Origin of the sequence: Paenibacillus aestuarii, assembly GCF_027789125.1 — a bacterium.
GTDB lineage: Bacteria > Bacillota > Bacilli > Paenibacillales > NBRC-103111 > Paenibacillus_E > Paenibacillus_E aestuarii.
In genome coordinates this window covers 1-24,024 of sequence record NZ_JAQFVF010000017.1, presented here as the reverse complement: position 1 = coordinate 24,024, position 24,024 = coordinate 1, and the positions used below count along the sequence as shown (strand labels likewise).

17 protein-coding genes are annotated in these 24,024 nt (G+C 49.9%); 2 read left to right on the top strand and 15 right to left on the bottom strand.

All coding sequences use genetic code 11. The annotated features are described in order from the left end of the window. Window positions 1-1,321, top strand: a protein-coding gene (locus tag O9139_RS03810) for an IS3 family transposase (RefSeq protein WP_270877922.1) whose coding sequence is annotated in 2 segments (ribosomal slippage) — window positions 1-417 and window positions 417-1,321 — 1,322 coding nt annotated over the 2 segments. Because the reading frame shifts where the segments join, the coding sequence is not laid out codon by codon here. This gene is flagged as partial in the annotation. A gap of 61 nt (window positions 1,322-1,382) precedes the next feature. On the opposite strand, the gene pruA is transcribed toward O9139_RS03810, so the two are convergent. Both pruA and O9139_RS03800 read right to left on the bottom strand, forming a co-directional pair. Beyond that, complete coding sequence (pruA, locus tag O9139_RS03805; protein WP_270878124.1) at window positions 1,383-2,951, bottom strand: L-glutamate gamma-semialdehyde dehydrogenase; 1,569 nt, start codon at window positions 2,949-2,951, stop codon at window positions 1,383-1,385. A 28-nt stretch (window positions 2,952-2,979) separates the two neighbouring features. Then, window positions 2,980-3,894 (bottom strand): proline dehydrogenase, encoded by a 915-nt coding sequence (locus O9139_RS03800; protein ID WP_270878123.1) that lies wholly within the window; start codon window positions 3,892-3,894, stop codon window positions 2,980-2,982. Between the two features lie 270 nt (window positions 3,895-4,164). On the opposite strand from O9139_RS03800, the gene O9139_RS03795 reads away from it, so the two are divergent. Next, complete coding sequence (locus O9139_RS03795) at window positions 4,165-5,892, top strand: sigma-54 interaction domain-containing protein (RefSeq protein ID WP_270878122.1); 1,728 nt, start codon at window positions 4,165-4,167, stop codon at window positions 5,890-5,892. Window positions 5,893-7,056: 1,164 nt separating this feature from the next. Here the strand turns inward: O9139_RS03795 and rocF (O9139_RS03790) are convergent. From rocF (O9139_RS03790) to O9139_RS03730, 13 genes are all read right to left on the bottom strand, one after another. Then, complete coding sequence (gene rocF / locus O9139_RS03790; protein WP_270878121.1) at window positions 7,057-7,962, bottom strand: arginase; 906 nt, start codon at window positions 7,960-7,962, stop codon at window positions 7,057-7,059. A 16-nt stretch (window positions 7,963-7,978) separates the two neighbouring features. Next, window positions 7,979-9,166, bottom strand: a complete 1,188-nt coding sequence (locus O9139_RS03785; RefSeq protein ID WP_270878120.1) for an ornithine--oxo-acid transaminase — start codon at window positions 9,164-9,166, stop codon at window positions 7,979-7,981. A gap of 18 nt (window positions 9,167-9,184) precedes the next feature. Further along, window positions 9,185-10,096: an arginase gene (gene rocF, locus O9139_RS03780; RefSeq protein WP_270878119.1), complete on the bottom strand. Its 912-nt coding sequence runs from the start codon at window positions 10,094-10,096 to the stop codon at window positions 9,185-9,187. A 171-nt stretch (window positions 10,097-10,267) separates the two neighbouring features. Next, complete coding sequence (locus O9139_RS03775; RefSeq protein ID WP_270878118.1) at window positions 10,268-11,140, bottom strand: LysR family transcriptional regulator; 873 nt, start codon at window positions 11,138-11,140, stop codon at window positions 10,268-10,270. A 117-nt stretch (window positions 11,141-11,257) separates the two neighbouring features. Further along, complete coding sequence (locus O9139_RS03770) at window positions 11,258-12,265, bottom strand: zinc-dependent alcohol dehydrogenase family protein (protein WP_270878117.1); 1,008 nt, start codon at window positions 12,263-12,265, stop codon at window positions 11,258-11,260. Window positions 12,266-12,346: 81 nt separating this feature from the next. After that, window positions 12,347-13,342, bottom strand: a complete 996-nt coding sequence (locus O9139_RS03765; protein WP_270878116.1) for a LacI family DNA-binding transcriptional regulator — start codon at window positions 13,340-13,342, stop codon at window positions 12,347-12,349. 806 nt (window positions 13,343-14,148) lie between these two features. Continuing rightward, window positions 14,149-15,243, bottom strand: coding sequence for a glycoside hydrolase family 172 protein (locus tag O9139_RS03760; RefSeq protein ID WP_270878115.1), 1,095 nt, complete (start codon window positions 15,241-15,243; stop codon window positions 14,149-14,151). 53 nt (window positions 15,244-15,296) lie between these two features. Then, window positions 15,297-16,109, bottom strand: a complete 813-nt coding sequence (locus tag O9139_RS03755) for a carbohydrate ABC transporter permease (protein ID WP_270878114.1) — start codon at window positions 16,107-16,109, stop codon at window positions 15,297-15,299. A gap of 11 nt (window positions 16,110-16,120) precedes the next feature. Next, window positions 16,121-17,008, bottom strand: coding sequence for a carbohydrate ABC transporter permease (locus O9139_RS03750; protein WP_270878113.1), 888 nt, complete (start codon window positions 17,006-17,008; stop codon window positions 16,121-16,123). 76 nt (window positions 17,009-17,084) lie between these two features. Further along, window positions 17,085-18,428 carry an ABC transporter substrate-binding protein gene (locus tag O9139_RS03745; protein WP_270878112.1) on the bottom strand — a complete coding sequence of 448 codons (1,344 nt, stop codon included), beginning with the start codon at window positions 18,426-18,428 and terminating at the stop codon, window positions 17,085-17,087. An 88-nt stretch (window positions 18,429-18,516) separates the two neighbouring features. Further along, a complete protein-coding gene (locus O9139_RS03740; RefSeq protein WP_270878111.1) occupies window positions 18,517-19,863 on the bottom strand; it encodes an ABC transporter substrate-binding protein in 1,347 nt (448 codons plus the stop codon). A gap of 6 nt (window positions 19,864-19,869) precedes the next feature. Then, entirely contained in the window at window positions 19,870-21,438 is a 1,569-nt protein-coding gene (locus O9139_RS03735; protein WP_270878110.1) for a response regulator transcription factor, read from the bottom strand. A 21-nt stretch (window positions 21,439-21,459) separates the two neighbouring features. Next, on the bottom strand, window positions 21,460-23,235 hold the full coding sequence (locus O9139_RS03730) for a cache domain-containing sensor histidine kinase (RefSeq protein ID WP_270878109.1): 1,776 nt from the start codon (window positions 23,233-23,235) through the stop codon (window positions 21,460-21,462). Window positions 23,236-24,024: the final 789 nt, after the last annotated feature.

Here is a 24,024-nt window from a genome sequence, read left to right as displayed (position 1 = left end):
TTAAGTATCAGAATGGTACGGAAGGAATTAAAAGCGTTGCAAAATCATTAGGGATAAACCATGAAGTTTTACGTATGTGGGTTAGGCAATACGAATATCACGGGGTAAAAGCTTTTGAAAAGAGCTATACAGCTTACAGCATGTCATTTAAACTAGACGTACTCAACTATATGAACGAGCATGGGACGTCTCCAAATGAAGCTGCTGTCATTTTTAATATTTCCTCCCCTGGGATCATTAGAAAATGGCGCAATCAATTTAATGAAGATGGAAAGGACGCCCTGAAATCAAAGAAAAAGGGGCGCCCACTTATGACAAATAAGAAAGAGAACAATTCGAAAAAACTAGAACCTGCGGAGGGTTCAGTTGAAGCTCTGAAAGCAGAAATAGAACGTTTGCGTATGGAAAATACCTATCTAAAAAAGTTGAATGCCTTAGTTCAAAACAAGGAAAAATCACCAAACAAGACAAAGCACAAGTAGTCTATGAATTAAGGCTTGAATTCCCGGTGGTTGCATTGCTAGCGTTTGCTGACATCCCTCGTAGTACCTTTTACTACTGGGTAAAGCAGTTGAATAAGCCCGATCTAGACAAAGATCTAAAACTCCTTATTCGATCCATTTACATCGAACATCAAGGACGTTATGGCTATCGTCGTATCCGTGATGAACTATATAATCGGGGACATCGGGTTAATCATAAAAAAGTGCAGCGTATCATGAAAGAATTAGGCTTGAAATCAGTGGTGCGTATGAAGAAATATCGTTCCCATAAAGGAACAGTAGGTAAAATTGCACCTAACGTACTCAATCGTAATTTTCACGCGGAAAAACCAAATGAGAAATGGGTTACCGATATTACGGAATTTAAGCTATTTGGAGAAAAGCTGTACTTATCACCTGTTTTGGACTTGTTTAACGGTGAAATTATCACTTACACAGTAGGGCCCCGCCCTACTTATTCCTTAGTCTCTGAGATGCTAGATAAGGCCTTTAAACGCTTATCCGAAGAGGATGAACTCCTCCTACATTCGGATCAAGGCTGGCACTACCAGATGAAGCCGTATCAACATGCTTTGAAGAAACAAGGAATTACCCAAAGCATGTCACGCAAAGGAAATTGTTACGATAACGCGGTGATGGAGAACTTCTTTGGCATTATGAAGTCGGAGTTTCTTTATCTTAATGAATTTGAAAGTGTAGATCACTTTAAGCTAGAACTAGCACGATACATTGATTACTACAATCACAAACGCATCAAATCAAAATTAAAAGGCATGAGCCCGGTACAATACCGTGCTCACGCCCAACAGGTTGCATAAAATATTTGTCTAACTTTAAGGGGTCACTTCATTTTGGCGGGACTGCTTCGTCATATGGCGATTATATTTTGCGGGATCTCAATTTCGCTTGCGTAAAGAGCAGCAAGTAATCGTAGCCGCCTGCTTTGGAATCTGTACCGGACATATTGAATCCGCCGAATGGGTGTACGCCGACCAGCGCGCCAGTGCATTTGCGGTTGATGTACAAGTTGCCGCAATGTACCGATTCCAGCGCCTCAGCAATACGCTCCTCGTCTGTGGAATAGTAAGAACCTGTCAAACCGAACTCCGTATCGTTGTACATCGCAATAGCTTCTTGCCAATCCTTCGCTTTAGCGAGCGCAAGCACTGGCCCGAAGATTTCCTCTTGCATGATCCGCGCTTTGCCGCTGACATCGCCGAACACCGTCGGCTGGATGTAGTATCCGTTGCCTTCCGCTTTGCCGCCGCCTGCCAGCAATGTACCTTCTTGTTTACCAACTTCGATATAGTCCAAAATACGATGATAAGACGTGCTGTCAATAACCGGACCGGACGCAAAATTATCCTCTGGCAAGCCCACAGCCAGTTTATTCGTCAAAGCGACTACTTTCTCAGCGACTTCATCGTAGACGGATTCAACAATAATCGCTCTGGACCCTGCGGAGCATTTTTGTCCTTGGAAGCCGAACGCCGAGGCGACAATCGCAGCAGCAGCTGCATCCAGGTCAGCCGTTTCGTCAACGACGATGCCGTCTTTGCCGCCCATTTCGGCGACGACGCGCTTGATCCAAATTTGCCCTGGCGCGGTGTCCGCGGCTAATTTGTTAATGCGCAGACCCACTTCTTTGGAGCCGGTGAAGCTGATGAACCGGGTTTTCGGGTGGGTCGTCAAGTAATCGCCAACTTCAGCGCCGCTGCCAGGGATGAAGTTGATAACGCCTGCCGGCAGGCCGACTTCTTGCATCAAGGCAACAAACTTGTGTGCGATGATCGGCGTCGTCGACGCCGGCTTCAGCAGTACGGTGTTGCCGGAAACGACGGCCGCCGTTGTCATCCCTACGCAGATCGCCAGCGGGAAGTTCCATGGCGGAATAATGACGCCTACTCCGAGCGGGATATAGGAGATGCTGTTGTCTTCGCCGGCGATTTTGGCAAGCGGCTGCGTTTCGTTGATTTCGCTCAAGCGGATCATTTCACGCGCGTAGAACTCCATGAAGTCGATCGCTTCCGCCGTATCGACGTCTGCTTCCACATAGTTTTTGCCGGATTCCAAAAGCATCAACGCAGAGAACTCGTGCTTGCGCTCGCGCATCAGCTTCGCCGCTTTGAACAAATATTCCGCGCGCTCTCTAGCAGGAACTTTCTTCCAAGTCTCGAACGTCTCGAGAGCAACTTGCATGGCCTTTTCCGCCAAAGCTTGATCGGCTTTGCTGACATAACCGATGACTTCATCTACATGACCAGGGTTGATGGAAGTAATTTTCGCATCCGTAAAAACTTTCTCCGCACCGATATACAGCGGGTATTCGCGGCCTAATTCCGCTTTCACTTTGGCGATTGCCGCCTGCATCGCTTTTACGTTGTCTTCTTTCGTGAAGTCTGTAAACGGCTCATTCGTATAAGGGCTGATTTTTGTAAAAGTTGTCATGTTATTGCTCCTCTCAAGTTTCGGAATTTTATTTAAACATATTTTTAAGAACAAACCAGACATTCGCTGGACGTTCTGCTAACCGTCTCATGAAATACCCAAACCAATCCACACCATAAGGCACATAGACGCGCACGCGGTACCCTTCTGCGACCAATTGCTTTTGCAGCTCCTCGCAGATGCCGTACAGCATTTGGAATTCGAACCGGTCTTTAGCAATGCCCTTCGCTTTAACCAATTGCTTCGTATAGTTAATAATCGCTTCATCGTGACTGGCTACAGCGGTGTAATTGCCATTGAGCAAATGCATTTCAATGATTTTTTTGTAATTATCGTCAACATCCTTCTTCTCAGGGAATGCGACTTGAGGGGATTCTTTGTAAGCACCCTTAACCAAACGTAAGTTGGCTTTAAGCGTGTTCAAATCTTCGATGTCTTGAACAGTTCTGTACAAGTAGGCTTGAATAACGATACCAACATTGTCATATTCCTGGCGGAGCTCACGATAAATGTCTAAGGAAATCTGACAGTGGGCGTAATCTTCCATATCGATGCGTACAAAATTGCCGTACTGACGTGCCCGGTCCAAAATCCGTCGCATATTGCTCATGCACAACTCTTTGCTTATATCGAGACCCAATGAAGTCATCTTCAAGGAGAGATTGGATTTAACTCCCGAGGTTGCAATTGCATCCAGCGTCTGAATGCACATATCCGCGGATTCCCTGGCTTCAGCTTCGCTGAACACAAACTCTCCCAGGTGATCCAGCGTTGCAATCCGGCCATCTGCATTGAGTGCACGTACGGCATCAATCGACTGTTTAATAGTTTCTCCGGCTACGAAACGCGCTGCGCCAAACCGTAATCCGTATTTCTTGGCCAAACGGTTGGCCGAGCGGCTTTTGCCTAATGCTTGAAACATGTTTCTCAGCATCATTTCCATATGTGTGATTCCCCCATCGGAATTATACAATGTTGTTTAATTTATGATTTGATTATACACTATGGACAAAATTTTGAACAGTACTTGTTTACAAAACACCTTTTTCGGACAAAATAGACATGAAAACCTTTTCATTCCTTGTACAATCGCCATAAACAGCTTAACTGGTTATCTTCCTAGGATATTCGTGGGGCACATGAATCGTGTTGAATCCCCTTATCTTTCATGGTAAATTAAAACGAACGAATGCTATATGAACGAGGTTAAAATATGTTCAAACAAGAACAGTTCCCGTTGAACACCGTTTTCGCTCAGATCTCGGTTGATGCAACTCTGGAAGAACTTTTTTCTACTATTGAAAAAGAACGAGATGTGCTCGTGGCAACAAGCCGCGGAGCCTGCTTATTTACAATGGAAGACTTGGCTAACCTGAAGCGCGATGCGGCTGCTACTGTCGGCTCTTTTTTAGATGCCCATTTGCACTGGTTATCGCCGATTGTTCCTTATACGGACGAACTGCCCGCCCTGGATGCGATCCTGCAGCATCTGCCGGTTCATACGAACCGCCCGCTCCTAATCAAGGATGAGGACGGGAATATTCGCGGGTTTAGCTACGTATCAGCACTGCTGCAGTATGCCATTAGAGAGCAGCAACGGTGGGAATCCTACTTCACCGCTTTAGCTGAGACGGTCACGGATGCTGTTACCGTCGTCGATCGTAACGGCGAAGTCATTTGCTGGAACCAAGTGGCCGAGGATCTTTATAATTTGCCGCAGAGTGAAATCCTTGGTCGACGAATCGGCGAGCATTTCGAGCAGGAGACGCTCATGGTGCTCAAAATTCTCGACGAAGGACGCATGATCCGCAACACGTATCACCGACCTCGGCCGGAAACGCACGTATTGATCAATGCCTCACCGATCCAGGATGCGCAAGGTCAAATCATCGGCGGAATCGCGACCGAGCAAGATATTACTCAGCTAGTTCGGCTAAATGAACAACTAACGACTCAAACGTTCGATGGCCAAGTAAAAGTGAACACGGAAGATCTTTTTTCTTTTATAAAAGGCAAAGGGCCTGCTATCGGCAAAGTCGTCCAATGGGCCAAAAAAGCGGCTGCAACCGAAACGCCCGTCCTCTTAATAGGTGAAACAGGCGCTGGCAAAGAACAGCTTGCGCAAATTATTCATAATGCGAGCCCGCGGTCGGAACGGCCCTTTTTAGCGGTTAATTGCGGCATTGTGCCCGCGGGGTTGCTCGAAACCGAGCTGTTCGGCTTCCAGGGCGGCGCATTCACCGGCAATTCCTCCGGGCAGCCTGGCAAATTGGAGCTGGCGAAGGATGGTACGCTCTTTTTGAACGAAATTGACAGGCTTTCCTTGGATCTTCAAGCGAAGTTGTACGACTATATGAATCAACAACTCGTGGTGCGAACTGGCGGAAACACGCCTATTGCCGTTCGTACCCGTTTGATCGCAGCATCGACGCAGGATTTGGCCACCTTGGTGGAAAAGCAGGAGTTCCGTCCCGATTTGTACTACGCGCTCAACGTAATCACTTTACGAATCCCGCCCTTACGCGAGCGGATCGAAGACATCCCAGCCATGCTGCAAATGTATTTAAAACAGCTGTCCCTGCAATACCAAAAACCGCTCCCGACGCTTTCGCCGGAAGTGATTTTGGCCTTTACGAATTATGACTGGCCTGGCAACCTGCAGGAGCTGCGCAATGTTGTAGAGCGCTGCGTCATCTTGAGCGACGACGATATGATTACGCTCGATCACCTGCCTCCCGCTTTGCAGGAGCAGCAGCCACGTCTGGTCTACCCCGACAATGCTTCGGGAGAACCTAAGCCAAAAATTACGCAAGATGACGAAATCGGCCTTATTCAAGAGGCGCTCGCCAAAACCGCCGGCAACAAAAGCGCAGCAGCCAAGCTGCTGGGAATTTCCCGCGGAACGCTTTACAACAAGATGAAAGAGAATCAAATGGAGTAGCGAAAAAAAGAAGGGTGCATTCTTCGGTATGCACCCTTTTAGCATATTTTCCACTTGATTCAGTTCGGGGCATTGCTTACTCTGATCACTATCCCCTTGGCTCAGCTTCGGTGATGCTCCTTTCTGACCACTATCCCCTTGGCTCAGTATCGGTAACGCTACTTTCTGACCACTATCCCCTTGGCTCAGTATTGGTGATGCTCCCTTCTAACCACTATCCCCTTGGCTCAGTATCGGAGATGCTCCCTTCTGATCACTATCCCTTTGGCTCAGTATCGGTGACGCTCCTTTCTGACCACTATCCCCTTGGCTCACTCAGTATCGGTGATGCTCCTTTCTGATCACTATCCCCTTGGCTCAGTATTGGTGATGCTCCCTTCTGATCACTATCCCCTTGGCACAGTATTGGTGATGCTCCTTTCTGATCACTATCCCCTTGGCTCAGTATCGGTGACGCTCCTTTCTGACCACTATCCCCTTGGCTCAGTATCGGTGATGCTCCTTTCTGACCACTATCCCCTTGGCTCAGACGATACTCTTTTGCGGTAGAAAGAGTTTGTTCATTTTCTGAGCGAAAAGGATCGTCCTCAGATCAACTCTCCACTTTTGCCCAACTTCTGAGTTAATGGGATAGTGACTAGATTCTCAAACACACACGTTTACCCTGCTTCTGAGCGAAAGGGATAGTACTCAGATCACCCTTCCACTTTCACCCAACTTCTGAGCTAATGTGATAGTGACTAGATTCCCAAGCACACACGTTTACCCTGCTTCCGAGCGAAAGGGATAGTGCTCAGATCAACTCTCCACTTTTGCCCAACTTCTGAGTTAATGGGATAGTGACTAGATTCCCAAGCACACACCTTTACCCTGCTTCTAAGCGAAAGGGATCGTGCTCAGATCACCTCTCCACTTTTACCCAACTTCTGAGCTAATGGGATAGTGACTAGATTCTCAAACACACACGTTTACCCTGCTTCTGAGCGAAAGGGACAGTGCTCAGATCACCTTTCCACTTTTACCCAACTTCTGAGTTAATGGGATAGTGACTAGATTCCCAAGCACACACCTTTACCCTGCTTCAGAGCGAAGGGGATCGTGCACAAAAAAGGAGCTGCCTATAGGGCAAGCTCCATCGGCGACGCGGTACGCCGCAGCATTATGTTATATGATCCGCTTGCCGAGCAGGGAAGCGATGAGACCGACTGCGAGGCGCGCAGTACGGCGGCTTTCGTCCAACACGGAGTTGACTTCCACCATGTCGATGGATGTGATTTTGCTTGATTCCGCCAATAGCTCACAGGCAAAGTGCGCCTCACGGTAGGTTAGGCCGCCTGGAACCGGCATACCGACGCCCGGCGCTTCCAGCGGATCAAGGCAGTCCGCATCGAAGCTGACATGTATACCGTCGGTTCCGTTTCCGGCGATATCCAGCGCTTTTTTAATCACATTCTCAATGCCCATCCGGTCGATTTCATGCATCGTGAAGCAGGCAATCCCCTCTGCCAGCAAAAGCTCGCGCTCCGCCGGCTCGACGTCCCGAACCCCGATGAGCACGACATTCTCCTTATTAACCGCAATCGCTTGCTCGGCAATATCATTTAACTGCAGGCGGGTCCTGCCGAGCGCTACGGCCAGCGGCATTCCGTTCCAGTGGCCCGTTGGACTCGTATCCTCGGTACTAAGACCAGCATGCGCATCAAAATAAATGACGCCCATATTCCGAAAGTTTGCCGTGAGTCCTGCCAAAACGCCAATCGTTACACTGTGATCACCGCCCAAAACAACCGGCACTGCGCCGCTGCCCACAGCTTGCGATACATGCCTGGCAACATGCGTACTCATTTCCAGGACTTCAGGCAGGTGCTTCGTTGAACTATCGATTCCGTTCCCCGCGGATGGCCGCGGACTCCGTACTTTATTTTCACAAGAAATGATGTTGGCCGTTTTTCTCAACTGGCGAAGCAACCCGGCTTGCATCATGCTGTCGGGCCCCGTTTCCGTGCCAGGGCGACCTGATCCAAGTCCGAATGGGACTTGAATGATGTTGACTTGTTTATCGTTCGTCATGTACCCGTTCAACCTCCTAAAATACTTGCTGGATACGTTCAACCGCCCAGTCCAGTTGTTCTTTGGTGATCGTTAGCGGAGGTGCAAAACGAATCGTTGTGTCATGGGTCTCTTTGCACAAGATGCCCAGATCTTTCAGCTTCTCACAGTAAGGGCGTGCCATGGTGTGAAGTTCAACACCAATAAATAAGCCGCGGCCACGCACCTCTTTGATTTGCGGACTATCCAACACTCTCAGCTTGTCGATGAAATACGCTCCGAGCTCCAGCGAGCGCTCCGTCAATTTTTCTTCCTCCAGCACCTCTAAAGCGGCAATTGCTACAGCACAGCCTAGCGGGTTGCCCCCGAACGTCGAACCGTGCGAGCCAGGGTTGAAAACGCCTAAGATTTCCTCGTCCGCCGCAACCGCTGAGATCGGAAATACACCGCCGCCAAGCGCTTTGCCCATGATATAGACGTCAGGGAGTACATCCTCCCAATCGCAAGCGAATAACTTGCCCGTTCTCCCGAATCCGGTCTGAATCTCATCCGCCACAAAAAGCACATCATTTGCCTTGCACAGTTGATACGCTTTTTTCAGGAAGCCGTCCGTAGGAATGACAATTCCGGCTTCGCCTTGAATCGGCTCCACCAAGAAAGCGGCCGTATTCGGTGTAATCGCTTGATTCAATGCTTCCAGATCACCGTAAGGAATGATTGTGAATCCTGGCGTAAACGGTCCGAAGCCCATCTTGTATTCATCCGAGGAAGAGAACGATGTAACGGTAATCGTCCGACCGTGGAAATTCCCGTCACAGACGATGATCTCCGCTTGATCCGCAGATACGCCTTTCACCTGATAAGCCCAGCGCCGAACCGCCTTGAGCGCCGTCTCTACGGCTTCAGCTCCGGTGTTCATCGGCAGAATCATGCTTTTACCAGTTAAAGCAGAAAGCTTCTCGTAAAATTCACCCAGCTGATCATTATGAAAAGCACGCGATGTCAAAGTGACTTTGTCCGCTTGATCTTTGAGCGCCTGAATGATTTTCGGATGACGATGTCCGTGATTAAGAGCTGAGTAAGCGCTCAGCATATCCATAAAGCGGTTGCCCTCAGGATCTTCAACCCACACGCCTTCAGCCCGCGAAATGACGATTGGCAGCGGATGATAGTTATGGGCCCCGAATCGCTCTGTTTGTGCAATAATTTTAGTCGTTCCGTTCATAGCGCTACACTCCCTCAATTATAAAATCCGTTCCCCGAACACGGAACCAATCAGCTCCACTGCGGTATTCGCCGTTTTATTGTTTTGATCGAGCATCGGGTTCACTTCCACGAATTCCGCCGATACGAGGCAGTCCCGTTCATACAGCATTTCCATCGCAAAATGGCTTTCCCGGTAAGACAGGCCACCTGAAACCGGTGTGCCTACGCCGGGTGCTTCATTCGGATCCATGCCATCCAGATCAAGGCTTAGATGGACGCCATCGGTTCCGTTGGTGACGATTGCGAGTGCCTCTTCCATGACCTGCTTCATGCCAAAGCGGTCAATGTCGTGCATCGTGAAGACGCGAATCCCTTGTTCCTTCAAAAATGTTCGCTCGCCCCGATCGATGGAACGCGCTCCGATGATGACCACGTTTTCTGGTCTCAGCTTCGCTTCTAACCCGCCGATAGCTACGAGATCCGGGTGTCCGAATCCGAGTGCGACTGCCAAGGACATGCCGTGAATGTTCCCTGAGAAGGTCGTCTCATGCGTGTTCACATCCGTATGCGCATCAAACCAGATGACGCCAAGCCTGCTGACATGCTGCAGCACACCTTTGATCGTGCCGATGGCAATGCTGTGATCACCGCCAAGAACGAGCGGGAAATTCCCTTTTCCCATTTCGGCAGAAACCTTTTCGCACAATTGACTATTTACCGAAATAATTTCTTTTAAATACTTCAGCTTTTCGCCGGTCTGGTATGGCTCTATCGTTCTATTTACATGTATATCGCCTAAATCATGAATTTGATACCCAAGAGATTCCAGTCTGGCTTGGACGTTCGAGCCGCGAATTGCATTGGGGCCCATGTCTACACCTATGCGGTCTGCTCCGTATTGTAAAGGGACACCGATCATCGAAATCCGGTTGCTCTTAAGCGCTTTCATCTACCGCACCTCTTTCTATCTCCTGTGATATCGTCATTGTATCATGGGGATTTTCGATGGAAAAATTGAAAGTTCCAATCATAACAATTGAAAAATATAATACTGAATATTCAATTATCAATGACTGTGGCACAAAAAAACGCTCCTCCGCAGCAGCGAAGGAACGCTTTTTTACATTTCTGTCCATATGCGTTTGACAATTTCAGCGAAGGAGTGGATGTTTTTTTCTTCCAGCCGGTTTTTGAGGATGACCATTGAGGTTTCTATGATGCCTGGAAAACGATGAATCTCGGCCAACGTTCCCTTGCGCAGTTCTTCTTCAACAAGCGCGGAGCCGAGCAAGGCAATGCCTGTATGATGCAAAACGGTCCGTTTGATCGTTTCATCCGATACACATTCGATACAATGGTCCAGCACGAATCCATACTCCTCTAAACATTCGTTGACCAGCCGTTGAATGTTCGAGCCGGACTTGTAAGTGATAAACGGATACTGCGCGAGCAGCGTTGCCGTATCATGAGCAAGATAGAGCTCTTGCGTCGTTACCAGGACGAGATCTTCTTTGCCCAGCGGTAAAGAATCCATAATTGGCGAATCGCATGGGCCTGCGATGATAGCCAAATCGGCTTCGTTTGACGCCACCTTTTTCATCGCCTCATTGCTGTCACAGGAAAAAAGTTGCAGTTTCACTTGCGGATTCTGAGTGATATAAGAATGAATAATGAGCGACAAATATTGGGTACAGTAAAATTCAGGAGCTGCCACCGTCAATAGACCGTGCGGACTATCGAGTTTCCTGAGCTCCTGCTCCATCTCGTCCAGCAGTGAGAAGGTTTGGTCAATGTAACCTTTGACCAGCTTGCCCGCAGGCGTCAAAAACGTTTTTTTGCCGACGCGGTTAAACAAGGTCACGCCTAACTCGCTTTCCAGTGACTGCAGCTGGAGGGTGATCGTCGGCTGCGAATAGCCTAGCTGATCAGCGGCCCGGGTCAAATTCAGCGTATCTGCAACTACCTGGAATGTTTTATACTTTTTGAAGTCCATGTGCGGCGTCCCTTCAATTGGCTCGTTGTTAACGTATCATAAAACAATTTGCCTATTTACTCAACTAGGGGACGTCATTCAACTGTGTGTAACCGTTTACTCAGGATTCTCGAATCCTTAAATTTTGATCTGCACTTTAAACTCTCCCGGGTCCCTCGGACCTTGCAAAAATGCGATCGTCTCTTCCAACGATATTTCCCTGGAAATGAGCGGCTTGACGTCGATTCGACCCGATTGGATCCACTGATAAGCCGGTAAAAAGGTGTTGTTAATCGCCATCGAGCCGAGCAGCGTCCAATCCTTATTGTACAGCTGAAAAGGATCTACCTTGATTTCAGCGTCTTTTGGCGTCACGCCAAACTGCAAGTATTTGGCCCCCTTGCCCATGAACGTCAGCGCAAGCTCAATAACAGCAGGGATGCCCGTTGCATCGACAACGATATCATAACCCTGCGGATGATGCAGCCGGTCGGCGGCTATTTCCGCTTCCTCGCTCAGGATGCACCGCGTCGCACCGCGCTTCAGTGCCATCTCCAGCTTCGCAGGAGATACATCGACGACGACGAGCTCGGAGACGCCTGAGTGCGCAAGCGTTTGGATCAGCTGCTGCCCCATCGCGCCGGCGCCAAATAGAATCGCCGTATCGCCAGCCTTCACCTGCAGCCTGTTCATCGCATGGACCACGCAGGCCATTGGCTCAATAAAAGCCGCTTCAGCGAAGGACATGCTGTCGGGTATTTTCACCACGTTGGCGGCTGGCACACGAACATATTCGGCCATGCTGCCGTCAACCGTGTTGCCAAGTGCCCCCCAGCGGGCGCACTGATTCCCTTTGCCCGTCTTGCAGTACGGGCAGCTGCCGCAAAACAGCGATGGATCCGCGCTGACGCGATCTCCTTCCGTAAAGTCCTCGACCCCTTCTCCGACCGAATGAATCACGCCGGAAAATTCATGCCCGGGCACGATCGGGTATGGTGAAATAAATTCACCGCGATAAATGTGAATGTCCGTCCCGCAAATTCCGATGTTGCGCACGGCAATAGTGACTTCTCCCGGACCGGGAACCGGATACGGGATGTCTTTTATTTTCGCTTGAAAAGGTGCTTCGATCACAAGAGCTTTCATTGTCTTGGTCCTCCTCTGATTTGGCTTTGTCGAAATATGTTATCGTTTACATATCTCCTAAAAAACAAGCTGCCACTTCGTTTAAGGCGACAGCTGTATGAGACGCGGCATTAGGATGCGGTTTTGCGGCGCCTCCACCTCTTCCCCTCCGCTTAAACGACGAATTAACAAGTCTCCCGCCGTATCGCCGAGCTCTTGAGGATTTTGCATGATGACCGTGAGTTGATGTTCAAAAAGCGAGGAAAATTCGAGATTGCCAAAAGATACAATCTCTATGCTGTCAAGCGGAATACCCATTTCCTGCAGGCCCAAATAAATGCCGAACGTCATCTCGTTGTTTGTGGAAAAAATAGCGGTCGGGCGCTCGGGCAATTCACAGAAATGGCGGATAGCCGCAATGCCCGATTCGCGGGAATAATCGCCCTCGAACACCAGCTCCGGCGTCAGCGTAATGCCTGCTTCCTGCAGGGCTAGCGTCGCGCCTTGCTTTCTTTCCTTCGCCGTGCTGATCGACTGCGGGCCGTGAATCATGCCGATCTGCTGATGATTTTTCTCCAGCAGGAACTCAATGGCCGACTTCGCCGCATAGATGTTATCCTCCGTGACCGTATCCAGCTTCAGATTCGAGAACCGGCGGTCGATCAGAATGACATGAATGCCCGAATCGCTGATGGCTTGGATTTGATCCCGGTTCGCGCCGGTGCCGGCTAGAATCAGTGCTTCGATCCTTTTTTCCGTCAGAAAGTCGAGCGCTTCTCGTTCCTTGTCAGGATTCTCTTCGGTGTCGACAAAAAGCAAATGATAGCCTTCCTGAAAGCAGCGATGCTGAATGGCGCGCGCAATCTTCATGAAATAAGGGTTCGTCATATCCGGCAAAACAATGCCGATGCTGCGAGACTTTTCTTGTTTTAAGCTTCGCGCGATGGCATTGGGCTGATAGTTGAATTTGCGGATGACTTCGAGCACCTGCTGTTTGACATCCTGACTGACATAGCCGGAATTGTTCAAAACGCGCGATATCGTCGCCGTGGAAACACCCGCTTCTCTGGCGATATCTTTGATGGTCAATTTGGACAAAAAAGTGATCCTCCCGTGACTTAAAATCGTTGACGTGTATAATATGTTAACGTTATCACATTAATTTTATCCCGCACAACGAGTTTCGTCAATGAGAGCTGGTGGACGGTGCCCGATACGGTGCGCTGTGGTCCGCTTTTGCCCACTTGCGTGGTGGTACAAGCGCGCTGGGAGCGCTGTAGTCCGCTTTTGCCCACTTGCGTGGTGGTACGAGCGCGCTGTGAGCGCTGTAGTCCGCTTTTGCCCAATTGCGTGGTGGTATGAGCGTGCTGGCGGCGCTGTAGTCCGCTTTTGACCAATTGCGTGGTGGTACGAGCGCGCTGGTAGCGCTGTAGTTCGCTTTTGCCCACTTGCGTGGTGGTACGAGAACGCTGGGAGCGCTGTAGTCCGCTTTTGCCCACTTGCGTGGTGGTACGAGCGCGCTGGGAGCGCTGTAGTCCGCTTTTGCCCACTTGCGTGGTGGTACGAGCACGCTGGTAGCGCTGTAGTCCGCTTTTGCCCACTTGCGTGGTGGTACAAGCGCGCTGGGAGCGCTGTAGTCCGCTTTTGCCCACTTGCGGTGGTGGTACGAGCGCGCTGGGAGCGCTGTAGTCCGCTTTTGCCCAATTGCGTGGTGGTACGAGCGCGCTGGGAGCGCTGTAGTCCGCTTTTGCCCACTTGCAGCGCTTTTAGCGGCATGGGAGCGCAAAAAACAGTGCAGTAGTCCGGCAAAATCGGACTACTGCACTGTAAAGCGCCCCGCCCCCACCTGCAAGTGGGTTTTTCCGGACTACAGCGGGGAGATACGCTCGCGGGGGGCCGCCACATCAATAATCAAAACACGTTTTAAAGTCTTCCGTTTTAAACGGTAAAATATCAGGCAATGGCAAGCGCTGCGCCACCGGTATAATAATCGGATGATCTTTGTGCGGCTCGGTCTGATACCAGTAAGCCGTGCTCGAGTAATCATCACTGCGGTTATTGTTATGTCCATGCTCTATCGTTACCCGGATGGAGGTATCGAACATGACCGGATCCTCGATATGGAAGCGGTATGCGGAGATTTTGCCCGACCAGTTCGGACCGCCGCCGAGAATGATGCCATGGTATGGGGAATGGTATTCCTGCTGCGGACACCAAGCCGTATTGAAGTAATCCTCCATACCTGTGCCATGCAGCGAAGGCGGCCACGGCTCGCCGTCAATGAAGATCATGTCGTCACCTTCACCGTACCAATTCCACTCGCGCGTCATGCGCAGGTTATGAATGTTCAGGTTGCAGCCGACATAGTGGCCTTTGCCGACCGCATCGAGCATCACGTAGTTGCCGTCGCCGGTCGTATTTTTGCCCCCGAATTCATACAGCGCATTCGAGGTGTTATCTTCAATGCCGTCGGTCAGCTCACGGCGCCAAATCGCATGGAAACGGAGCTCGCTATCGATCGGAAACGCATACTGCTCATAATCCACGTAGTAGTAAAACTTGATCGGATGATCGGCATTCGATTCCACTTCAATTCTCGCCTTGCTGCCAAAAGGCATCGGGAAGAAGCAATTGAGCGCTCTTCCATCCTCCGGACTCATCGCCAGCGGAGCGGAGCTGTAATTTCTCGTGATGCCGTGGCCCATACCGAAGAAATCGCCGATCGGCGCCTGTACGCTCGGATTCTCCTCGCCGTCCCAATACATGCGAAGCACAACTTTGCGGTGCAGAAATTCTTCCACGGCAGCATCACTAAGCGGAGCCATCGTCATCCAAATGTGTGTAATGCAGCCTGAACCCTCCACATCAAATATATCAACTGTAGTCCCTGACTGCACCGTCAAATAATCCCGGTTGCCGCCTGTCGTGTCATAGCTGGACGCTCTTTTGCGCTTGCCTTGTCGTGTACGGTACAAATCTCTTAATGATGATCCTAACATGTAGAAGTCAGCTCCTTGTCGTCAGTTGTCCGTGTTTTTGTCAGTGTTGTTCCTTACTTAATCCCAGTCATTTTAATGCCTTCCACCAGGTAGCGCTGCATAAAGAAGAAGAGCAGGAACGTTGGCAGTGCGGCGATAACTGCTGCGGCAAGCACTACATTCCATGGTGTGACATAGCCACCGCCGACCAGATTGGCCAATTGCACCTGGATCACCCACATCGTCTCTTTTTGCGTAATGATCAGCGGCCAAATATAGGAATTCCAATTGGCAAGGAAAAATCCGATCGTTAACGGGGCGATAATCGGCATGGACAGCGGCAGCGCGATTCGGAGAAACGTTCCCGCAAGCGATAGCCCTTCTATGTAGGCTGCCTCTTCCAGCTCTTTTGGAAAGTCCCGGTAAAACTGGCGGAACAGGAAGATTCCATAAGCGTTAAAAATGGCAGGAATAATCAAGCCGGAGAAAGAGTTCGTCATACCCAGGTTTTTCGTAATCAAATATAACGGAAGCATAATGACGGCAAATGGAATCATCAGCGTACTGAGCATCCAGGAGAAAATCAGCTTTTTACCTGGAAACTGGAATCGGGCCAGCGCGTAACCTGACATTGCATGGAACAGCATCGCCACCACTGTCACCGTTGTCGAGACAATCACCGAGTTCAGAATCGACCTCAGCAAATGCGACGAAGTGATCGCTTCCATAAAGTTCGCAAGTGCAAATTCAGTCGGCCAGATCTGGATGTCAAAGATATGCGTTTCCGAACGGAATGAGCCGATAAACAGCATATACACCGGAAAAATCATCGCGATCCCGATCAGGACCGAAACCGACGGGAGGACGAATCGATTCATTGTTTTCATAGTCACACCGCCTAATCGTTAGAAGAGAAAAATTTGAGCTGGATCATCGATAACACAAAAATAATGATGAATAACACAAAAGCCAGAGCAGACGAATATCCCATGTTCAGCATTTGAAAAGCTTGTTTAAAGATGTACAGAACGCTGACTTCCGTGGAATCCATCGGACCGCCTTTGGTCATAACCATAATCTGGTCGAAAATCTGGAAGGAAGCGATCGTCGTCACGATGAGAATAAACGTATTGGTTTCACGCAGCAGCGGAAACGTAATGTGTCTGAAGCGCTGAAAGCCGGTAGCACCGTCGATTTGCGCAGCCTCAAAGTAATCGCTTGGAATTTCTTTGATGGCGGAAACAAAGATGGTCATGTTATAGCCCAAGTTAATCCACAATAGCGTAAAAATTACACAATACATCGCTTGCGTAGGCGAACCGAGAAATTGCTGCGTTCCGATGCCGACAGCAGCGAGCAGCTGATTCGCCAAGCCGTTGCGCGGATCGAGCAAGAACATCGCAATGATCGCGGAGATGACCGAAGTAATGGCGAATGGCAGCAGGAACATCGTGCGCACCACCCCTACCGCTCTGCCCCGCAACGTGCTCACCAGCAGCGCCGAAAGCAGTGCTAAGCAGAAGAGCAGCGGTACATAAACGACACTGAACAATAAAGTTCTCGATACGGAGTGCCACCAGTCGGCATCAGACATCAGGGTGACATAATTTTTGAACCCGACGAACACTTTTGGTGACAGCGCGTTCCAATCATGCAAACTTACATAGAACGCATAAACAATCGGTATAAACACAAACGTCATCAATCCCAGAATGTTGGGAAGTAAAAAACTGTAGGCAGTTAGCCACTCTTGCGTTCTGCGGGCATTGCTTTGTCTTGAAGCCACATTATACCCCTCCCCGGTATATAGAAAGGGGGACGAAGCTGCAGATTACGGAGCTAGCCGTCCCCTTGTTGGATCGTTATTTCTGCTTGCTGAGAATATCGTTAATTTTGGCATCGGCCGCCTTGGCTGCGTCCGCACCGGACATCTTGCCATACATGACGTACTGCATCGCATCGCCGACAGCGTCTACGACTTCAGACGGGTAGCGAGGTTCCGGAATCGCCGAGTTGTAAATTTCTTCCGTGAACACTTTGCGCAGCCCTTTCGTGTAAATGTCTTTGCCTTTTTCAACGACAGACTTACGTGGGGAGTAGGCGAATTTCACTTCTGTCGCCCATTTCAAAGCATGCGAAAGATCGTTGGAACCGAAAGCCCACATCACGAACTTCGCAGCTTCATCGGCATGCTTGCTTTGACCGTTGACCGCCATTTTCCAGCCGCCTGCATCCGTTGCCGGTTTGCCGCCTGGTGGTGTTGGCAGCGGTGCGAGACCGATCGGTACATCTTTGAACTTGTCTTCGGTAGCATTGATCGCCCATGTGCCGACGATTTGCATAGCCGCCGTTTTATTGCCTAAGTTCTCAATTTCCCAAGGTCCGAGCTGCAGTTTCTTCGGTGACAAGCCTTCTTTGAAGAAGCTGCCCCAGAAATCCAATGCTTTGGCGGTCTCAGGTGTGTTGAACGTAGATTTGGTGCCATCAGCCGTCATGACGTTACCGCCTTGCTGCCAGAGCAGCGGATACCAAATAAAGTTGAAGTAAGGGCCTTTATCCGGTGGAATGATCAAGCCTGCCACTTTATCCGTTGTCAGCTTTTTCGCAGCGTCATGCAGTTCATCCCAAGTTTTTGGCACTTGCACGCCGGCTTTGTCCAGCATTTCTTTGTTATAGTACAGACCTAACAGCTCCAACTCAAAAGGCAGCGCCATAACCTTGCCATTGTAGGTCACCGCATCCAGAGAAGCTGGCAAGAAATCATCCTTAACACCTGCCGGGAAGTCAGGCGTCAAGTCTTTCATCAAGCCGGATTTCGCGAATTTCATGAAATCGCCAGGGCTGATCATATAAATATCCGGTCCTTCACCACTTGCGAAGCCCGTAGGCAGCTTCGTCGTCGTGTAAGAGCCCTGATCATACGTCGAATACTCGATTTGCACGTTGTCCTGCGATTTGTTGTACTCGTCTACCAAATCTTTGAAGAACTTGCTCTCGGCATCGGAGTGCATATCCCAGAACGCCAGCTTTACTTTATCTTTCTTGGCGGCTGTCGCATCCTTGGATGTGTCCTTCGCCGCTTCCGAAGCTTTCGGCGCTGCACTGCTTGTCGCTGTATTCGTCGTCGTAGCCGATCCGCAACCAAGCTGCAAGACTAACGCTGCACTAACTGCCGCAACCCCTGCCATTTTCAATCTCAGTTTCATCCGTTGTATCCCCTTTCATTTTGTGTACAACGTTAGTATAAAGGGGGGGCGGACCTCGACATAACGAGAAATAATTTAGCTGGGGGGACTATTTTTGGATTTTAGCAAAAAAGTGCTCAATCTTCTCATCCATGTTCTGAACAATCTCTTTGCCGGATTGCTGGCTGTACAGCAAGCTTTGCAGAGACTGGTTGAACGTGCGGTTGATCTCTTCCGGAAATTGCGGTTCAGCCCGCTCCGTTCCGAAAATTTCATTCGTAAACACGGATCTCAGACCGACCCGGTAATAATCTTTGCCCGCTTCCATCACGGATTTACGCGGAGAATAGGCGAATTTCACATCGCTGCACCAGCGCAGCGGAATGCTCGGATCACCGGAAAAGGCCCACATGACGAATTTGGCGGCTTCACTCGTATAATCGCTGCGCGAATTTACAGCAATTTTCCAGCCCCCTGCAATCGTGACATGGTTCCCGCCATCCGGTGTCGGCAGCGGAACGACGCCAATCGGCTGGTTGGCGTACTGCGTCTCCAGCATGCGGATATTCCACGTGCCGCTGACCTGCATGGCCGTCTCCCCGCTTGCCATAATGCCGATATCCGTCGCCGGCCGGGACGGCTGCATATTGATCAAGCCCTGATTCACCATGCTTCTATAAAAATCAAACATCGCTTCGCTCTTCGCACCTTTGAGCCCGGAATGCTTGCCGTCCTCCGAGATCAAATCCGCGCCTGTCTGCCATAAAAAAGGCAGCCAGGAGAAGTTCTGGTACACACCGCCGAATGTTTCAATCGTCAGACCGCTTACGCGTGAAGATTTCAGCTTTTTGGCAGCTTGCATCATCTCGTCCCACGTTTTGGGCGGTTGCACATGTTGCTGCTCGAACATCGCCTTGTTGTAAAATAACCCCATTAACTCCGTCTCAATAGGAACCGCATAAATGTTGTTGTACAGCGTCACCGCATCCAGTGCCGAGGGGTAAAAATCGTCCTTCATCTCCGGCGTGAAATAGGAGGTGAGCGGCATCAGCATGTTCACATCGACGAGGCGCTTAATCATCGGGGAAGAAACGAAAAAAAGATCCGGCCCCGTACCGGATGCAAACGAAGAAAGCAGCCTTTCTCCGGTAAAATAGTCGTCGCTGGATACGTACTGCACCTTAATCTCGATATCTGGATGCAGCTGCTGATACTGATTGGCCAGTTCCTGCCAGAACTCGAACTCCTTCGAGATATGAAAGGACCACAGCTTTAGCACTTTTTTGGGCGCATAAGGCTTGCTAGCCTGATCATCCGATGCGTGGAACAGCTTGTCCAACTCTGGCACGCTCGGATCCCGCTGATTCGAGCAGGAAATCAGCAAGCTGCTCAGACAGAAGCAAAGCAGCAGCTTGCCGATAAAGACGCCTTTCTTTTGCGCTGATAATGTCATCATGTCGAATCAATCCTCTTTTCGAAAGAAAAACTGCCGGTATTCCGCAGGCGTGACGCCCATTTTTTTCTTAAATAAACGCGAGAAATATTTCACTTCCTGATAGCCGACCATTTGCGCAATTTCATAAAGCCTCAACTGGGCATCCATCATCAACGTTTTCGCCTTTTCCATCCGCAACCCCGTCAAATACTCAACGAACGAACTACCGGTTTCCAGCTTAAAATAAGAACTGAAATAGCTCGGATTCATCTGCACCGATTTGGCTGCATCCTCCAGCGATATATCCTGCGCATAGTTGGTTTGCATGTAAGCGATCGCCTTCTCAATCGTGCGATTCTGCTTTTGCGTCCGATTCCATTCAGCCGAAAGGATGCACGATTCCATCAAGCTGCGCATAAAATCGACGTACTCTTCGAGCGTAAAATTACGGTCAAATAAATCGATAGGCCGGTCCAAATGTTCTAGCACCAAGTCATAAATTTTCAGCTCGTATGTTAAGCGGATCACAGAGGACACAAGCTGCAAGCAAAACCTGCGAAACAGGCGGAAAGAGACGTTCTTCTGCTTGACGGTGTTGACGAATTGCTCCAGCGTAGACGCAGCAGCTTGATGCTGTCCGGTGCGCAAAGCTTTGATCAGCTCTGTCTCCAAGCTGTCCGGATACCCGACATCGATGATGTCCTCCAGCTTCAAATCATCGTAATCGCTGACCGTCCTGCAGCCGTAAATCCATTTATTTTGCAGCGCGAGGCGCGCACGTTGGAGAATTTCCGGCAGCTCCGTGTAGCAGGCAGTCTCATCACTAATGCCGATGGAAATGGATATTTTCAGCCATTTCAGCACCTCCTCGATGCAAGCCTTGGCCAGCTGCCTGAGATCTGTCTGCCGCATCGTTAAAAAGAACAATTGCGCGCCATGGACGAATAAAAATTGTGCCCCCGCCTGCTCCCGCATGCCCGGCACATCGAGAATAATGTTGCGCACGGCAAACAGTATCAGCTGCCGGTCGCCCCACTGATCCTCACGGATGAGCTCGTCGATGAGATCGACTTCAAGCACCATGATCCGGAAGGATGCGGCATCCGCTGGAAACAGCGGGCTGAGCATCTTCGGCGGTTCTTTGTCCTCCTGCAGGCCGAGCAGCCAGTCCTTCCATATTTTGGAGTAGTTCGGTCCGCCTGCTTCCATCTGCGAGGAGGACGGTGCCTGCTGCCTGGCCGATTTGACGCGCTGCAGCACCGACTGAATATCTTCCGGCTTAAGCGGTTTCAACAAATAGTCAAAGGCGCCGTATTTCACCGCCGTTTGCGCATATTCAAAATATCCGTAGCCGGATAAAATCACGACATGCACCGGATACTCTTTGAGATGGCTGAGCAGATCCAATCCGTTCATATGCGGCATGCGGATATCGGTAATCACCAGATCAGGCAGTTCCTTTTTGACCGCTTCCAGACCCTCATATCCGTTCTTCGCTTCCCCAATTACCGTCCATTCGCTATCCAGCTTCGGAATGAGACTTGTCAGACCTCGGCGCACCCTTGGTTCGTCATCAACTACTAACACCTTATACATGCTGATCTCTCCTGTCGTCATCTAACGAATAAAAGGCAGAACTAGGGTAATGGTCGTCCCTTCCCCATATACCGATTGGATCGACGTCCCGTAATGAGGTCCATACTCCATCTTCAATCGCTCGTCCAAATTATAAATACCGATGCCGTGGCTTTGGCGCTGCTTGATCTGCTCCAGTTTCTCCGGTGAAATCCCGCTGCCGTTATCTTCAATCATGACCATCAGCATGGGCTCCTGCTCACTGCCGATGCTTTGCACCGTAATGCGGATGATCCCGCCGGTATCGACAGTTTCCATGCCATGAATGATCGAATTTTCCAAATACGGTTGGAACATAAGCCGAGGCACCTTCCACGAACGCTCCTCCAGACGGACATCGAACACAACCTCGAACTTGTCCTCGAACCTCATCTCTTGCAAATACGCATAATTTTGCGCCCATTTCAGCTCCTCGTCGATGGACACCAGCTGCTCTCCAGGCTTGATCGCATAGCGCATAATATCGCTTAGTGACGTAATCATTCGGCTGATCCGGGGCTCATCGTTCTCAATCGCCATCCAGTTAATCGCATCCAGCGAGTTGTAGACAAAATGGGGGTTGATCTGCGCCTGCAGCGCCCTGATCTCCGCTTCTTTTTCTTTATTGGAAATGAGTCTTACTTCCTTAATCAGATCATTGATTCTGCCTCTCATCGTAAGAAATGCCGAGTGCAGCATCCCCATCTCATCCGAAGATGGCGTAAGCGTTGTCATTTCGTAGTTGTCTTTGTGAATTTGTTTCATCGCCACAGCCATTTGTCGAAGCGGTCTTGTGATGTAATTGGACGTAAACGCCGCCAGCATAATGAACAACGCCCCGAAAGCAATAAGCGTGGCTGCTAGAAAACGTTTCAGATCGTTCGTCTGCGCGTTCAAATCCGTTTGCGGTACAAACGAGAAATAGTACCAACCGTTATAGTCGGAGCGAAGGAACGTAACCCTGTAGGAGCTGTCATTAATGCTCTGCGTAAAATGTCCCTCTTTCTGCTGATCCAGCTGCGTGAAAAATGAATAATTGGACAAGTTGACGGCATACGCATCCGGATTGCGATTCCAAATGATTCGTCCTTGATGATCGGAAATGAATAGAACGCTATGTGGGCTCACCTGCACGTTGCTAATAATTTTATCCAAAGCATCAATCTTCACGTTCGCGATTAACGTTCCCAATGTTTGTAAGGAATCGTACACATCCTTGATCTGCATGCCCACCGAAAAATAATGGGATGGCTTCGAGTTGTACTGGTTCGGCGGGAGCTCATAGCTCGGCAGCCAAACTGCCCGGCCGTTGGCCAGGGAGATAAAGTCCTCCCAGTTTGCATGCTTGCGGTACTGTTCCATGAAAAATTCGGAACCCTTGAAATCGCCAAAGTATGTTTGTTTATTTGTGATCAAATATACGGAATCCAAGTCGTCCTTGCTGCGCAAATAATCTCTTAAAAAGCGGTTGACCGAATCGTCGTTCGCCTCATCCTGTTCGGCCTTGCCTTCGTAGGAAGGGCTGATCTGTTTCAGCAAATCTTCATTCTCATAAATCTCGTTCAAGCGGGATTCATAGCCTTTCAGCAGTTGGGTCACGTTCTGGTTCACGAGCGTCAGCACCTGCTGGCCCTCTTTGTCCGTGCGCTGCGACACGAGGTCTTTCGAGCTCTGATAAAACAGTAGGCCAAAAGTCATAAGCGGAAATAAAATAAACAGCACGAGAATAATCATGAATTTCGTGCGCAAACTCCAGGTTTTCAAAACCGATACATGCATGGAGCGTTTCTCCATTTCGTATAATCTAGCGGACGAATGCCCGGTTCGCTGTGATCAAATTATAACATATCCGTTCGTTAGCGGATTGTATTTCTACGTCGTTAGCGTCAGGAATAATATGGAAGACATGTCGATTGGTGCTTGTTTGGGAGCGGAGCGCGAGCTGCTGGGTAAGTAGGGCAGCTGCGCGAGCTGTAGTCCGAATTACCCAAGTAGCAGGGCACTTTTCTACGCGCTTAAGCGAAAAAGTGGGCTGTAGTTCGGCAAATCCGGACTACAGCGATCAAATTGCGTAGGCGCCGCCTGCAATTAGGCTATTCCGGACTGTAGAGCTTGACCAGCGCCGAGCGCCCGCGCGATTGGGGTTCGGTCGGCTGGTAGCTTATGCAGTAGTCCGATTTTGCCCAATTGCAAGGCACCTTTCTACGCGCTTAAGCGAAAAAGGTGCCTGTAGTTCGGCAAATCCGGACTACAGCGACTAAATGCGCGCAGGCGCCGCCTGCAATTGGGCTATTCCGGACTGCAGAGCTTGAGCAGCGCCGAGCGCCCTCGCAATTGGGGTTCGGTCGGCTGGTAGCTTATGCTGTTGTCCGATTTTGCCCAATTGCAAGGCACCTTTTTACGCGCTTAAGCGAAAAAGGTGCCTGTAGTTCGGCAAATCCGGACTACAGCGACTAAATGCGCGCAGGCGCCACCTGCAATTGGGCTATTACGGACTGCAGAGCTTGACCAGCGCCGAGCGCCCTCGCGATTGGAACTCGGTCGGCCGGTAGCTTATGCTGTTGTCCG